Origin of the sequence: Archangium gephyra, from assembly GCF_049060025.1 — a bacterium.
GTDB classification, from domain to species: domain Bacteria; phylum Myxococcota; class Myxococcia; order Myxococcales; family Myxococcaceae; genus Archangium; species Archangium gephyra_A.
The window spans coordinates 3,544,324-3,557,858 of sequence record NZ_JBMEQQ010000002.1 but is presented as its reverse complement, the minus strand read 5'-3'; the positions used below and the strand labels follow the sequence as shown (position 1 = coordinate 3,557,858).

General features: G+C 70.3%; 13 protein-coding genes. 7 read left to right on the top strand and 6 right to left on the bottom strand.

What is annotated here, in order from left to right:
• Positions 1 to 18 precede the first annotated feature (18 nt).
• Both ACN28I_RS15365 and ACN28I_RS15360 read right to left on the bottom strand, forming a co-directional pair.
• Positions 19 to 933 carry a diguanylate cyclase gene (locus tag ACN28I_RS15365; RefSeq protein WP_420942781.1) on the bottom strand — a complete coding sequence of 305 codons (915 nt, stop codon included), beginning with the start codon at positions 931 to 933 and terminating at the stop codon, positions 19 to 21.
• A 77-nt stretch (positions 934 to 1,010) separates the two neighbouring features.
• A complete protein-coding gene (locus tag ACN28I_RS15360) occupies positions 1,011 to 2,054 on the bottom strand; it encodes an asparaginase (RefSeq protein ID WP_420942780.1) in 1,044 nt (347 codons plus the stop codon).
• A 70-nt stretch (positions 2,055 to 2,124) separates the two neighbouring features.
• On the opposite strand from ACN28I_RS15360, the gene ACN28I_RS15355 reads away from it, so the two are divergent.
• The 5 genes from ACN28I_RS15355 (at position 2,125) to ACN28I_RS15335 (ending at position 8,350) form a co-directional block, all read left to right on the top strand.
• Positions 2,125 to 3,120, top strand: coding sequence for a DsbA family protein (locus ACN28I_RS15355; protein WP_420942779.1), 996 nt, complete (start codon positions 2,125 to 2,127; stop codon positions 3,118 to 3,120).
• 7 nt (positions 3,121 to 3,127) lie between these two features.
• The gene (locus ACN28I_RS15350) at positions 3,128 to 4,540 is read left to right on the top strand and encodes a DUF4388 domain-containing protein (RefSeq protein WP_420942778.1); all 1,413 of its coding nucleotides are present in this window, start codon (positions 3,128 to 3,130) and stop codon (positions 4,538 to 4,540) included.
• A 1-nt stretch (position 4,541) separates the two neighbouring features.
• Entirely contained in the window at positions 4,542 to 5,561 is a 1,020-nt protein-coding gene (gene truD / locus ACN28I_RS15345; RefSeq protein WP_420942777.1) for a tRNA pseudouridine(13) synthase TruD, read from the top strand.
• A gap of 149 nt (positions 5,562 to 5,710) precedes the next feature.
• Positions 5,711 to 7,033, top strand: coding sequence for a ferritin-like domain-containing protein (locus ACN28I_RS15340; protein ID WP_420942776.1), 1,323 nt, complete (start codon positions 5,711 to 5,713; stop codon positions 7,031 to 7,033).
• A gap of 51 nt (positions 7,034 to 7,084) precedes the next feature.
• Positions 7,085 to 8,350, top strand: coding sequence for an alpha/beta fold hydrolase (locus tag ACN28I_RS15335; RefSeq protein ID WP_420942775.1), 1,266 nt, complete (start codon positions 7,085 to 7,087; stop codon positions 8,348 to 8,350).
• Between the two features lie 93 nt (positions 8,351 to 8,443).
• On the opposite strand, the gene ACN28I_RS15330 is transcribed toward ACN28I_RS15335, so the two are convergent.
• Together ACN28I_RS15330 and ACN28I_RS15325 are read right to left on the bottom strand one after the other, a co-directional pair.
• Positions 8,444 to 9,841, bottom strand: coding sequence for a thrombospondin type 3 repeat-containing protein (locus ACN28I_RS15330; RefSeq protein WP_420942774.1), 1,398 nt, complete (start codon positions 9,839 to 9,841; stop codon positions 8,444 to 8,446).
• Between the two features lie 313 nt (positions 9,842 to 10,154).
• The gene (locus ACN28I_RS15325; RefSeq protein ID WP_420942773.1) at positions 10,155 to 10,472 is read right to left on the bottom strand and encodes a DUF4398 domain-containing protein; all 318 of its coding nucleotides are present in this window, start codon (positions 10,470 to 10,472) and stop codon (positions 10,155 to 10,157) included.
• 160 nt (positions 10,473 to 10,632) lie between these two features.
• Here ACN28I_RS15325 and ACN28I_RS15320 point away from each other — a divergent pair, with 160 nt between their 5' ends.
• Positions 10,633 to 11,619, top strand: a complete 987-nt coding sequence (locus ACN28I_RS15320; RefSeq protein WP_420942772.1) for a HEAT repeat domain-containing protein — start codon at positions 10,633 to 10,635, stop codon at positions 11,617 to 11,619.
• Positions 11,616 to 12,542, top strand: a complete 927-nt coding sequence (locus tag ACN28I_RS15315; protein WP_420942771.1) for an N-acetylmuramoyl-L-alanine amidase-like domain-containing protein — start codon at positions 11,616 to 11,618, stop codon at positions 12,540 to 12,542. Before ACN28I_RS15320 ends, ACN28I_RS15315 begins: the two co-directional genes overlap by 4 nt.
• A gap of 21 nt (positions 12,543 to 12,563) precedes the next feature.
• Here the strand turns inward: ACN28I_RS15315 and ACN28I_RS15310 are convergent, their stop codons facing one another.
• Together ACN28I_RS15310 and ACN28I_RS15305 are read right to left on the bottom strand one after the other, a co-directional pair.
• Positions 12,564 to 13,082 (bottom strand): hypothetical protein, encoded by a 519-nt coding sequence (locus ACN28I_RS15310; RefSeq protein ID WP_420942770.1) that lies wholly within the window; start codon positions 13,080 to 13,082, stop codon positions 12,564 to 12,566.
• Between the two features lie 59 nt (positions 13,083 to 13,141).
• The gene (locus ACN28I_RS15305; RefSeq protein ID WP_420942769.1) at positions 13,142 to 13,498 is read right to left on the bottom strand and encodes a response regulator; all 357 of its coding nucleotides are present in this window, start codon (positions 13,496 to 13,498) and stop codon (positions 13,142 to 13,144) included.
• Positions 13,499 to 13,535 lie beyond the last annotated feature (37 nt).

The window sequence follows — 13,535 nt, the reverse complement described above, 5'->3', positions numbered from 1 at the left end:
AGCGCGGGGGAGAACCGGCTACGGGCCGCTGATGGCCTTGCCGTCCACGCGGTTCCGGCCGGCGCGCTTGGCCCGGTAGAGGTACTTGTCCGCCGCGCCGATCAGATCGTCCGCCTGCGCGAAGTCCGTGTCGTGCAGCGTGGCCACGCCCAGGCTGATGGTCACCTTGATGGGCGTGCCGCTGAAGATGAAGTCGGTGCGGTCCACCGCCGCCCGGCAGCGCTCGGCACACGCCAGCGCCTGCTCCTCGGCCGACTCGCGCAACATGAGGGCGAACTCCTCGCCGCCATAGCGGGCGATGACGTCCTCGGTGCGGATGGTGTCGCTCACCCGCTGCGCGATCCGCGTCAGCACGTAGTCACCCGCCGGGTGCCCGTACACGTCGTTGATCTTCTTGAAGTAGTCCACGTCGAACATCACCAGGGACAGGGCCACCCGGTGGCGCAGGCAGTAGGCGAACTCCTTGCGCAGCGTCTCCATGAAGTACTTCTTGTTGTACAGGCGCGTCAGGCCATCGCGCGTCGCCGACTCGTAGATGCTGCGCTGGTAGGCCTCCTCCAGTTGATCCTGGATGGAGAACTTCAGCACCGTGTTGGAGCCGATCTGAATCTTGTCGCCGTCGTAGAGCGGCGCGGCGCTCACCTTCAGGCCGTTGAGGAACGTGCCGTTGGTGCTGCCCAGGTCCACGAGCTGGAAGCGGCCCTCGCCGAGCGACACCACCTTCGCGTGCTTGCGCGAGATGCCATCGTCCTCGACCTGGAACTGCGCTTCCACGCTGCGGCCGAGCACCGTCTCGGACTTGTCCAGCTTGAACATCCGGCCGATTCCGGCCGCGGACTTGGCGCTGATCACGATGAGATACGCGCTCTGCTGCTGGGGGGCGTCCCCCAGCAGGTCCGAAATCGAATGGACGGCGGTCTTCTCGTCGGACATCGTGACCCCCATCTTATGGGTCGAGGATTGTTAGCAGCAAGCAGACCTCGGGACGGACGCCCCTGGATGGTCGGCTCCTAACGCGCTCGCCTCGACTTTTTGACCGGCAACTCGGGCGCGGTGGCCGCCCGCTCGGTCATCTCCCCGACAATTGAGGTCTGGATGAAGCGGGCCAGCGCCTCCCTGTCCCGATGGTAGGCGAGGCCCTGCATCAGCTTCACCAGCGCCGCCGAGGGGGTCATGTCCCCCCCGCTCAGCGCCCCCTCCCGGAGGGCCGCCGCCCCGGACTCATAGAGGGTGAGGTCCACCCCGTTGCGGTAGGCCTGGCTCACCACCACCACCGGCACGTCCCGTTTCCGGGCCTCCTGGAAGAGGGGCAGCAGGGAACGGCCGAGCGACGGATCGCTGGGGTAGTTACCCGCGCCGTAGGCCTCCAGCACCAGACCGCGCACATGGGGCAGCAGGGCCAGGGGCAGGGCGGGGTCCAGGCCCGGGAAGACCTTGAGGAGGAAGACGCGGGGCTCCAGCTTCTGGCGCAGGCGGAAGGGGCCCTTCTGACGCAGACCCGGAGCGAAGGTGGCATCCACTCCCAGCGTGCCCAGCAGGGGGCAGTTGGGGCTCTCGAAGGCGTCGTACTCGGACACCTTCACCTTGCGGGTGCGGTTGCCCCGGTAGAGGTGGGAGTCGAAGCAGATGCTCACCTCGGGGGGGCCCTGGAGGGCGGAGAGCACCGCGTCAATGAGGTTGAGCCGGGCGTCCGAGCGGATTTCACCCAGGGGGCGCTGCGAGCCCGTCATCACCACCGGCTTGGGCAGCCCGGGCAGCATGAAGGAGAGGGCGCTCGCGGTGTAGGCAAGGGTGTCGGTGCCGTGCGTCACCACGGCGCCGTCGAAGTCCGGCAGCCGCTGGTGCAGGTGGGCGGCCAGCCCGCTCCACAGCTCCGGCTGCATCTCCGAGCTGTCCAGGTTGGAGAAGAGCTCCAGCTCGATGTCGGCGAGCCGGAAGAGCTCCGGGCAGCGGGACTCGAGCGTCTTGAAGAAGGCGGCGGGGCGCAGCGCGGACGGCCGGCCTCCGGCCATCCCCAACGTGCCGCCGGTGTGCAGCAGGAGGATTCTGGGCATGGGACGGGGTCCCTCCCTGGCAGAGCCGGCGTCGCTTTACAAGCCCCGCGCGCATCGCTAAGACCGGCTGGTGCTTCCCGACCGCCGCAACCGTGTCCTCCTGGCGCTCACCCTGGCGCTGACGGCCCTCTCGGCCTGTTCCAAGAACTCCGAGGCGGCTCCGCCCGCCCAGCCCACCGCGCCCAAGCCGTCCACTCCGGCCCCGGCGGCTCCGCCCGCGCAGGCCGCCGCGCCCGCCACCGGGGCCTCGGGGGGCTCGGTCCTCACCGGCATCCCCGGCATGGACTTCTCCGCCCTGCCGCCCGCCGCCCAGCGCGAGCTGTCCACCGTCTTCACCGACGAGTTCTGCTACTGCGGCTGCCCCCACACCCTGGGCCAGTGCCTCAAGGGGCACACCACCTGCCAGCACGCGAAGCGCATGGCCCGGCTCGCCGCCCGGCAGGCCGTCGCCGGAGTGCCGGCCACGGAGATCATCGTCGCCCTCTCCGAGTACTACTCTGCCTTCCGCGCGCCCCGGAAGACGCTCGAGGTGGACCCGCGCATGTGCATGGGGGACCCCAAGGCCCAGGTGACGCTGGTGGAGTTCTCCGACTTCGAGTGCCCCTACTGCGGCACGGCCCGCCCGCTGCTGGAGGCCTTCGCCAAGAAGAACGCCAGCCGGGTGCGCTTCTGCAACGTGCCCTTCCCGCTGCCCATGCACGCCAACGCGGTGCCCGCCGGCCAGGCGGTGCTCTGGGCGCGTGACCAGGGCAAGTTCTGGGAGATGCACGACGCGCTCTTCGAGAGCTCGCGCAACCTGTCGCCCGCCTCCATCGTGGGCATCGCCAACAAGCTGGGCCTCAAGGGCGCCGAGCTGCAGAAGGCGCTGCAGGCCGGCACCTACGCCAAGGAGCTGGAGAAGTACAAGGCCCTGGGCAACGCGGCCGGCATCCGCGGCACGCCCAGCCTCTTCTTCAACGGCCGCCCCTACGACACGCAGATGGGCCTGACGGACGAGGCGCTCACCCACTCCCTGGAAGACGAGCTCGAGTGGCGCGCGAACAACAACGCGTGGGCCGCCGACTGACGGTGACATGAGCCAGCGCTTCCGCATCGATGGCCCCCAGCTCGTCCCCGACGAGCGCCAGGGGTCGCAACAGCCGCAGCCGCCAGCGCTGGCGGGCCGCACGGGTTCCTACGTGCTTCAGCCCACCTCGCCGGACCTGCTCGTCTTCTCTCGCACGCCGGCCGAGGGCGGCTCCCTGCCCACCCCGCGCGTGGTGCTCTCCGGGGACGCCTCCGGCTTCCCCCTGTCGGACCTCATCGCCTTCCTCAGCCAGGCGCGCTGGAATGGTGTTGTGCGCGTGCAGGCCCCCGGCGGCGAGCGCTCGGTCATCCTGCGCGAGGGCGAGGTGCGCGGGGCCACCTCGGACGTGGCCGCGGACCGGCTCGGCGAGGTGCTCGTCCGGCTGGGTTACCTGGAGCGGACCGTGCTCGAGTCCGTGCTGCGCGAGCAGCCGCCCTCCAAGATTGGCCGCACCCTGGTGGAGCGGGGCATGCTCCAGGCGCACGATCTCTTCAAGTGCGTCACCCACCAGGTGAGTGAGATCTTCCACGCCATCGTCCTGTGCCGGGAGGGCAGCTTCTTCCTGGTGGACCAGCCGGTGGAGGACAAGCTCGGCCACAACATCCAGCTGTCCACGCAGAGCCTGCTGATGGACAGCATCCGGAAGATCGACGAGCTGGCGCACTTCCGCAAACGCATCCCCCACAGCCGCCTCTACGTGCTGCGCAAGGGCATGGCCAACGCCAAGCTGGAGCCGGACGAGGACAAGGTGCTGGCCCTGGTGGATGGCCGCCGCACGGTGCTGGACCTGGGGCAGGGCTCCCGCCTGTCCGAGTTCGACGTCACCAAGGTCATCTACGGCCTGCTGGAGGGCGGCTTCGTGCAGCTCTCCGACAAGCCCCTGGGCGGCTCCATGCAGTCGCTGTCCGGCATTCCCGCGGTGCGCCCGAAGACGTTCATGGGCATTCCCGTGGTGCGTCCGTCCTCCACCGGGCTTCCCTCGGTGCGGCACTCGCAGTCGGGCCTGCGCGCCATCACCCAGCCCCCGCAGCAGGCCCCGGTGATGGACGTGCGCGAGGTGGTGCGCGTCTTCAACCGCATCTTCCGGGAGATCGCCGCCGAGGTGTCCAAGCAGGGCCTGGCGCGCGAGTTCATCGCGTCGGCCAACGCCGCGCTCTCGGGGCAGGCGCTGTCCTCCTCGCCGGTGCTGGCGGGGCTGGCCTTCTCGCAGGACGGCAGCCTGCCGGACACGAAGCTGGTGAGCTCCTACGAGCAGTTCCGCGGCTCGCTGGGCTCGGAGCCGCTGGCCTCCTTCCGGCAGGCGCTCAGCGACGTGATGTTCTTCCTCCTCTTCCAGGCGGGAGAGCTGCTCGAGTCACGCGCGGACGAGGATCTCGCCCGGCGCGTGAAGGACATGCTCTCCACGCTCGGCGGGAACTGACATGAGCGCCGAACGGCCCCGGCTGACGGAGGACGTGCCGGGGTGCGGTGGCGCCTTCAAGCTCGTCCCCGAGGACTTCGAGGTGGAGGAGCTGCCCGCCTACCAGCCGTCGGGGGAGGGGGATCACCTCTACCTCTGGCTGGAGAAGCGCGGCCGCGACACCCGCGAGGTGGTGAAGGCCCTGGCCACCGCGCTGGGCGTGGACGAGGGCGACGTGGGCGTGGCGGGGATGAAGGACCGGCAGGCCATCACCCGGCAGCTCCTCTCGGTGCCCGCGAAGGCCGAGGCGCGCCTGCCAGAGTTCTCCCTGGAGGGCGTGAGCGTCCTGTGGAGCCGGCGCCATGGCAACAAGCTGCGCACCGGGCACCTCAAGGGGAACCGCTTCCGGCTGCGCCTGCGGGGCGTGAAGGACGTGGGCGCGGCGCGCGAGAGCTTCACCCGGCTGGGCACCCGGGGCGTGCCCAACTACTTCGGCGAGCAGCGCTTCGGCCGCGAGGGCGACAACGCGGACTTCGGCCGCCTGTTGGTGCTGGGCCAGCGGCTGCCGCGCCGCCCCGACAAGTTCCAGCGCAAGCTGTACCTCTCGGCCTTCCAGTCCCGCCTCTTCAACCGGGCCCTGGTGGACCGGCTGCGCGCGGGCACCTTCGACACGGCGCTCCTGGGCGACGTGCTGCGCAAGGAGGACTCGGGCGGCCTCTTCGTCTGCGAGGCGCCCGAGGTGGATGGGCCCCGCGCCGCCGCCTTCGAGGTGAGCCCGGCCGGGCCCCTCTTCGGCCCGAAGATGACCGCGGCCGCCCACGCCGTGGCCGAGGCCGAGGCGAAGCTGCTCGTGGACGAGGGCGTGACGCTGGACGACTTCCGGCGCGGCGGCGACGAGACGCAGGGCGGGCGCAGGCCCTACCGGGTGCGGCTCGGCAACCCCTCGCTGGAGGTGGACGGGGAGGACCTGGTGCTCACCTTCGAGCTGCCCAAGGGCTCCTACGCCACCGAGGTCCTCCACGAGCTGCTCAAGGACGGCTGACGCGGGCCTCAGGTTTCTGAGTCCGGGTGTGGCCGGAATGGCGCCTTTCTGAACCCGGGAGGGCGCCGCGGCGCTCGGGGCGGAGGGAAGGAGGGTCATGGCATCCCCGTTGCTCCAGGGAGGCGCACCTCATTCCCCTGGAGCCCTCCATGACTTCACCCTTGCTGCGCCAACTCTTCTCGCGTGCCCTGCGCGCCTCGCTCGCCTCTCCGCTGGTGATCGCCGGCTGCGGAGGCGCGGACCTGACGGGCTACTCCGCGCCCGCCTGTGGTGATAACGGGATTCTGGCGCTGAGCGGCCTGTCTCCCGCGGTGCCAGTGGACCTCATGCAGCTGCGGTCCTTTTCCACGGATTCGAGCGGGGAGCGTCACAACGAGGCGGTGATGAGCTCCTCGGGGACGGCGTGCGCGACGGCTTCCGACAAGGCGGCGTGCGAGTCGGCCCTGAGCAACCTCACCTCGCGCAGCGGCTTCAACACCACCTGTGCTGGCCTGTGCAGCGCGTACTACCTCGCGACGACGCGGGGTGACGAGGTGGCGGCCCACACCTCGCTGGAGGCGCTCAAGCGCTTCCTGGGCCCCATCGACACGGCGCAGGAGGCCGCGCTGCTCGCCTTCGCGTCCAGCTACAACGTGTCCTGCGGGGAGCTGGCTCGCGGCGCGGTGAAGGCGAACGAGGGGGGCGGCTTCAGCGTCGTTGGCACCCGCGGCCATAGCTGCGGGGCGGGCACGGCGCTGGTCCAGGCCGTTCTGGATGTGTCCGTCTCGGGCGAGGTGAAGGAGGTGAGCAGCCATGTCCTCGAGCATGGCAACCCGAACTGCGTCATCGGCCGGAGGCCCGTGGGGCTGCGCGCCTCGGAGGGCGTGGCCTGCACGGACGTGCTGGGGCGCCACTTCGCGTCGGCCGCGCACCTGGAGGCCGCCTCCATCAAGGCCTTCCTGCGGCTGAGGGAGGAGCTGGCCCTGCATGGCGCGGATGTCGCGCTGCAGGACGCGGCCCTGGTGAGCGCGCTGGAGGAGGTGATGCACACGGACGTCAGCACGCGGCTCGCCCGCCGCTTCGGTGCGTCGCCCTGCCGGCCCGAGGTGGAGGAGTTGCCCCTGCGCTCGCTCTTCGAGGTGGCCTTGGAGAACGCGGTGGAGGGCTGCGTGCGCGAGACGTTCGGGGCGCTGGTGGGGCATCACCAGGCACTGCACGCACAGGACGCGGAGGTGCGCGAGGCCATGACGCGCATCGCCGACGACGAGACGCGGCACGCCGAGCTGTCCTGGGCCATCGACCGTTGGGCGCGCGAGCGGCTGTCCCCCGCCGAGTGCGCCGCCCTGCGCGAGGCCCAGCGGGAGGCCGTGGCGACGCTGCGCGAGGAGGTGGCCCTGCCGCTGGACGCCGAGCTCGTCACCGAGGCCGGCATGCCCGCGCCGGAGGTCGCCGCCTCCCTGGTGGCCACGCTCGAGCAGGAACTCTGGGCCTGAGCGCCCTGGCCCGGGGAGGGGAGGGCCGCGAGCAGTGCTAGCGTCGGCCTCATGCGCCAACTCCTCTCTCTGATGGGTGCAGTCCTCCTCCTCTCCGCCTGCCAGTCCATGTCTTCCCGGGTGGGCACCAGCCCTCCTCCGGAGGGACAGCCCCTCGTGCTCGGGGCGAAGCACGGCCTGCGCTCCGCCATCCTCGAGGAGGAGCGCGGCTTCCGTGTCTACCTCCCGACGGACTACGGGACGTCCTCGGAGCGCTACCCCGTCCTGTACCTCCTGGATGGGGATGAGCACTTCCACCACTCCACCGGCATCGTGCAGTTCCTCGCCGGCAATTCGCACATCCCCCCGATGATCGTGGTGGGCGTGTCGAACACGAATCGCGGGAGGGATCTCACCCCGCCCGCGCGGGATGACCTCCAGATGGCGGAGGGTGTCTTCCGCAGGCCGGGGAACACCGGGCCGCGGAGCTACGCGCAGACGTTCCCCACCGCCGGAGGCGCGGATCGCTTCCTGCGCTTCCTGACGGAGGAGCTGGCCCCGCACATCGAGGCGCGCTACCGCACGCAGCCGTACCGCGTCCTCGTGGGCCACTCGTTCGGCGGGCTCTTCGCCCTGCACGTCCTGATGAACCACCCCCAGAGCTTCCATGCGTACATCGCCATCAGCCCGAGCCTCTGGTGGAACGACGGGGAGCTGGTGGCCGGGGCGGTGAAGTCCCTCGAGCGGCTGCCCGAGCAGGAGCGCTTCCTCTACATGAGCATGGGCAGCGAGGGGGAGCACATGCTCGGGCCCATCCAGCGGTTCGCGGCGGAGCTGGAGCGGGCCAGGCCGGCGCGCCTGGCGTGGCGCTACTCCTTCCTGGAGAACGACCATCACGGCAGCACGCCCCACCGGACGCTCTACGATGGGTTGGAGGCCCTCTTCGAGGACCTGCGGCTCTCCCAGTCCCTGGCGCGCGAGGGCGAGGCGGAGCAGGTGGAGGCGAGGCACGCCCGGCTGACGAAGCGGCTCGGTTACGCGTTCCCGCCGTCCGAGGAACTGGTCAACATCATGGGGTACTCCCTGCTGCGGAGCGGGAAGGTGGAGGCCGCCGTCTCCGCCTTCCGGCGCAACGTGGAGCGGCACGGGGACTCGCCCAACGTCCACGACAGCCTGGGCGAGGCGCTGGAGGCCGCGGGCCAGCTCGAGGCGGCGCTCGCGAGCTACCAGCGCGCGCTCGAGCTGGGCGTGAAGGCCGACAAGGTGCACCCCGCCTACCAGCAGAACCTCGAGCGGGTGTTGAGCAAGCTGGCCACCGCGCGCGACAACGCTCCCTAGCGCGCTCCCGCTTCCTCCAAAAAAGGAAGAGGGTGCTCGCGGCCCGGAGGCTCGCGGCACCCTCTTCCTGGCCCTTCCCGGTGGGGGAGGGGGTTACTGCTCGACGATGTTGAACTCGGTGCGGCGGTTGTTCGCGCGGCCCTTCGCCGTCCCGTTGTTGTCGATGGGCTTCTCCTCACCGTAGCCCACCGCCTGCATCCGGCCCGGGTCGATGCCGCGCTTGATGAGCTGCGCCATCACCGAGTCCGCGCGCGCCTGCGACAGCTTCAGGTTGACCAGGTCCTTGCCCAGCGAGTCCGTGTGGCCCTCGATGCGGATCTTCTTGATGGACGGCATGTCGCGCAGCACCTGCGCCACGTCGTCGAGCACGGCGAAGCTCTGCTTGCCGATGATCCTCGACGAGCCGGACGCGAACAGGATCTGCTTCTTGATCTCGACCTTGCCCTTCTTGACGACGACCATCTTGTACTTCTTGGCGCACCCGCGCTCCTCCTTCACGCCGGGCTCCTCGGGGCACACGTCCACGCGGTCCGGGATGCCGTCGTTGTCCCGGTCCGGATCCGGGCAGCCGCGCATCTCCTTGGGACCGGCCTCGTTCGGGCACACGTCCAGGCGGTCCACCAGACCGTCCTTGTCCGTGTCCACGTCCGCGCAGCCGCGCGTCTCCTGGGGACCGGCCGCGTCCGGGCACAAGTCCAGCCGGTCCGGGATGCCGTCGCTGTCCTTGTCCGGATCCGGGCAGCCGCGCATCTCCTTCGGGCCGGGCTGATCCGGGCAGACATCCATGCGGTCCACCACGCCGTCGCCGTCCTTGTCATCGTCCGGGCAGCCGCCGTTCTCCAGCGGGCCGCTCTTCAGCGGGCAGCGGTCCAGGCCATCCGGAATCCCATCCGCGTCGTTGTCGAGGTCCGGGCAGCCGTCCTCGTCCTGGAAGCCGTCCTTGTCCTCGGGCTCCTCCGGGCACTTGTCCTGCGAGTCCTCGACGTTGTCCCCGTCCTTGTCCGTGCGCGGGCAGCCCATGTTCTGGATGGGGCCGGCCGCGTCCGGGCACTTGTCCGAGGTGTCCATCAACCCGTCTTGATCGTTGTCCGCATCGGGGCAGCCGTCCGAGTCCTCGAAGCCGTCCTTGTCCTCGGGCTGGTCGCGGCACTTGTCCAGGTTGTCGGGGATGCCGTCATTGTCGCTGTCGCCCGCGGCCTCCTCGGGGCAGCCCTGGTTGGAGAGCGGACCGGCCGTCAGCGGGCACTTGTCGTTGCCGTCCAGCACGCCGTCCCGGTCGTTGTCCGGCTCGGGGCAGCCGTCCGAGTCCTCGAAGCCGTCGCGGTCCTCGGCGCGGTCCGGGCACGGGTCATCCTTGTCGAAGATGCCGTCGCCGTCGGTGTCCCGCTCCTCGATCTGCACCACCACCTGCTGCGAGGGCTTGGGGGTGATCTCCACCGTGGGCTGACCCGGCTGCGGCTGGGGCGTGGGGGCGTCCGGCGTGTCCTTCACCGTGACGCGCGAGGGGGCGCAGCCCTTGGAGAGCCTCCAGCGCCTTCTTGATGGCGGTCTCGGAGACCCGGATGTGCTCGGAGGCGCGGAAGCTGGTGCCCTGGCTCAACTCGCCCCGGGCGAAGTCGAGGTGGGCCTCGGCGGTGGCGAGCTCCACCGGGGCGCAGCGCATGGCGCCACTGCGGCGCGCGCGCTCGATGTCGGCCTGGAGGACCTCGGACTGCGCCCGGACCTTGTTACCGCTCACGCAGGCCGCGGACAGCAGGAGCAACGAAGAGGCGATGAGACGTCGCATCGGGAGGGTGCTCTCGCGTCAGGGGTTGGGGCTGGGGGAAGCGGCTTCTTCCCCGTTGGCGTTGGCCATGGCCTTGGTACGGGCCTCGGCGGCGAAACGGGCGGCCTTCTCGGCGAAGTCCACCCCGGCCTGGAAGTCCGAATAGCCGACCTCTTCCCGCGCCTTGCGGATGTAGAGGTTGGCGGCCGTCCACTCGAACGGGGCGAGCTTCTCGGCGCCCGCGGTGCGGGCCGCCTGAATCTGCACTTCGGCGTCCAGCAGGTTCGTGGTGGACCTGAGGGGGCCGCATCCGGCGACGGCTCCCGCCGCAGCCACCAGTACCAGGAGTCGCTTCATGGAAGGGGCCTCGGGATAAGGGCTGGAAGACACTGGAGTCTGGTCGTATCAATCGACTCGGGGAGGGTCAAGAATCGGTCAGTCGTACATCCCCGAGGGAGGGAGCGGGCCGGGCCGGGGTTTTGACAGCCTTGCTCGGGCCTTGTCATCGTGGCCGCCCGTGCGCACCCTGCCAGCCTGCCTGCTGCTCGCCCTCGCCCTCCTCACCCCGGCCGTCCAGGCCGCTCCGCCCTCCGTGCAGAAGCGCCTGGAGCGCCGCTCGGAGACGAAGGAGCTCGTCCAACAGGTGTTGGAGGGGGGGCTGCCGGTGCCCACCGCCACCTCCCGGTTGCGCATCCTGCGCGAGGAGCCCTACGCGGCGGAGTTGCTCATCCAGTTCCTCCCCCGGGTGCTGGAGCCCCGGCGCCTGCGGGACGTGACGGCCGTGCTGGCCGGGCTGGAGACGCGCGTGGCCGAGCCCACCCTGGTGGACCTGGCCGGGCACGGGGACGGCGCGGTGCGCATGTACGCCGTGCAGGGCCTGGGCCGGCTGCGCAGCCGGCGCGTGGACGTGATGCTGCCCCTGCTGGAGGACAAGTCGCTCGGGGTGCGCCGCGAGGTGGCCCGCGCCCTCGGAGCCAGCGGCAACCCCAAGGTGGGCAAGGCGCTGCTCACCTCGGCGCGCACCGAGACGGACCCGCAGACGCGCGTGCTGCTGCTGGAGGCGGTGGGCGCCTCGGGCGACAAGAAGCAGGCGCCGGCCCTCAAGACATTCCTCGATGACAGCTCGGAGAGCACCCGCTTCGCCGCCGCCCGCGGCCTGTGCCTGCTGGGCACTCCCGAGGGCTTCGCCTTCGCGCGCAAGCTGCTGACCTCCGAGGACAAGTACGTGCGCCGCCAGGGCCTGGCCCTCTACGAGGGGGTGTCCGCGAAGCAGTCCGCTTCCGCGCTCCGCCCGCTGCTGGAGGACAAGGACCGGCCGGTCGCGGCCGGCGCGGCGCGCATCCTCTACCAGGGAGGCGACAAGACGATGATGTCCTGGCTGGTGCTGGCCTCGTGGAACGCCCAGGGCGAGGAGAAGCTCGCCTACGAGAAGGAGCTGGAGACGCTCCAGCTCGCGGATGACGAGCGCAAGGCGCTGCTGCGCAAGGCGGGGGTCGTGAAGTGAAGGCCCTCGCCCTCGTCTCGGCGCTGCTGGCCCAGACGCCCGCCGTCGGCTCCTCGCCGGCTCCGGCCGGGCCCGCGCGCAACACGCTCAAGCAGCCCATGAACGAGCCCCAGGTGGTGTGGGCCTCGCTCAGCCCGCAGGAGCGCGCCAGCTTCATCACCGGGGACGCGGGCCTGCCGCTCAAGGACCGGCTGCTGCGGGTGAGCGAGCGCTTCCTGGGCACGCCCTACGTCCACTCTCCGCTGGGGGAGGGGAGCGGGGTGGACCCGGACCCGACCTTCCGGCTGGACGCGGTGGACTGCCTCACCTTCGTGGAGCAGGCGCTGGCCATGAGCCTGGCCACCGCCGAGCCCGAGGTGACGGGGGTGCTCGAGCGCCTGCGCTACGCGAGCTCGCCCACCTACGAGGACCGCAACCACCTGATGGAGGCCCAGTGGCTGCCCAACAACCAGCGCAAGGGCTTCCTCGCGGACGTGACGCGGCGCTACGGCGGTGAGGACACCGTGCGGGTGCAGAAGACGCTCACCGCGGTGACGTGGACCTCGCGCTCCTCGCTGGCGCTGGGGCTGCCCAAGACGCGCCAGCCGCGGGGCACCTACAGCCTGGACATGATTCCGCTGGAGCGGGTGATGGCGCACGCGCGCAAGGTGCCCTCGGGCACCATCCTCGTCGTGCTGCGCGAGGACCTGCCGCTCAAGGCCACCCGGGTGACGCACCTGGGCTTCGTCGTGCAGAAGGGCAAGCGCACCTGGCTGCGGCACGCCCGGCGCGGCGTGGATGGCAACGGCCGGGTGGTGGACGAGGACCTGGAGACCTTCCTCGCCCGCAACGCGAAGTACGACAAGTGGAAGGTGTCCGGCGTGAGCCTCTACGAGCCGCGCCGCCCCGATTCGGGCGGTGGCGAGCTCGTGCGCTCTCCGTGACGGCCCTGCCCCCCCCACCCCTCACTCGTCGTCGACTACGAGTGATGTAGGTGGAGGTCGTATCTTCCGCTCGTAGTCGACGACGAGTGAGCCCCTCAGAGGCTGCTGGGCGGGGGCGCGGTGGCTTCCGTCTCGAGCTTCCTCTTCCTCGGCGGCGCGGGCGGCCTCATCGGCGGTGGAGTCCAGGCGGGCCTTCTCCTGCAGGAGCAGGGGGTGGGCGCGCTGCAGGTGCTCCTCGCCGACCATGATTTCCCACCAGGGCTCCAGGGTGCCGGTGGTGAGCACGTCCACGGCGCCTCCGCGGCGCGGTCGGATGAAGACCGGGATGCGCTCGGCCTCCAACACGCGCACGTAGTCCTCGGCCGTGAGCGGATCATCCGCGGTGATGGCCCGGACGAACTTGCGCGTGTCACTCTCGCTGGACAGCGGGATGTGACGCTGGCTCATGGCCTCGGCGTCCACCAGCGCACTGCCAGGACAGTCAGCGCACTCCTTCACGCCATCCTGGTATTCGGAACCGCACTGCATGCAGTACTTCATCGTGCCTCCCTCCAGGAACCACACCCTGGCAACCGGGCACGAGGTTAGCACGCACCGCCTCAGTGCCTGGCTGCTTCCCCCAAGCTGCCCACGGCGGCTGACAAACGCTCGACATCAATGGGCTTGCGCAGCACCAGGTCACAGAAGTGGGCGTCCACATTCGTGTAACCGGACACGAGGATGACGCCCGCCTTGGGTTGGCGGTGCTTGACCTCCTGGGCGAGTTCGGTTCCGCACATGCCGGGCAACGACTCGTCCGTGACCACCACGTCCGGGTGGTCATGCTCGAAAGCCTTCAAGCCGGCCAGACCGTCGGACGCCGTGACGACGTCGAAGTCCATCTCGAGCAACTCCGCGAGAAGTTCCCGGCTGTCGCCATCATCCTCGACCAGCAGCACCTTGATTCGCTCTCCCATGCGACTGAGCAACCCAAGAGCCCTTCCGAAACGTCCG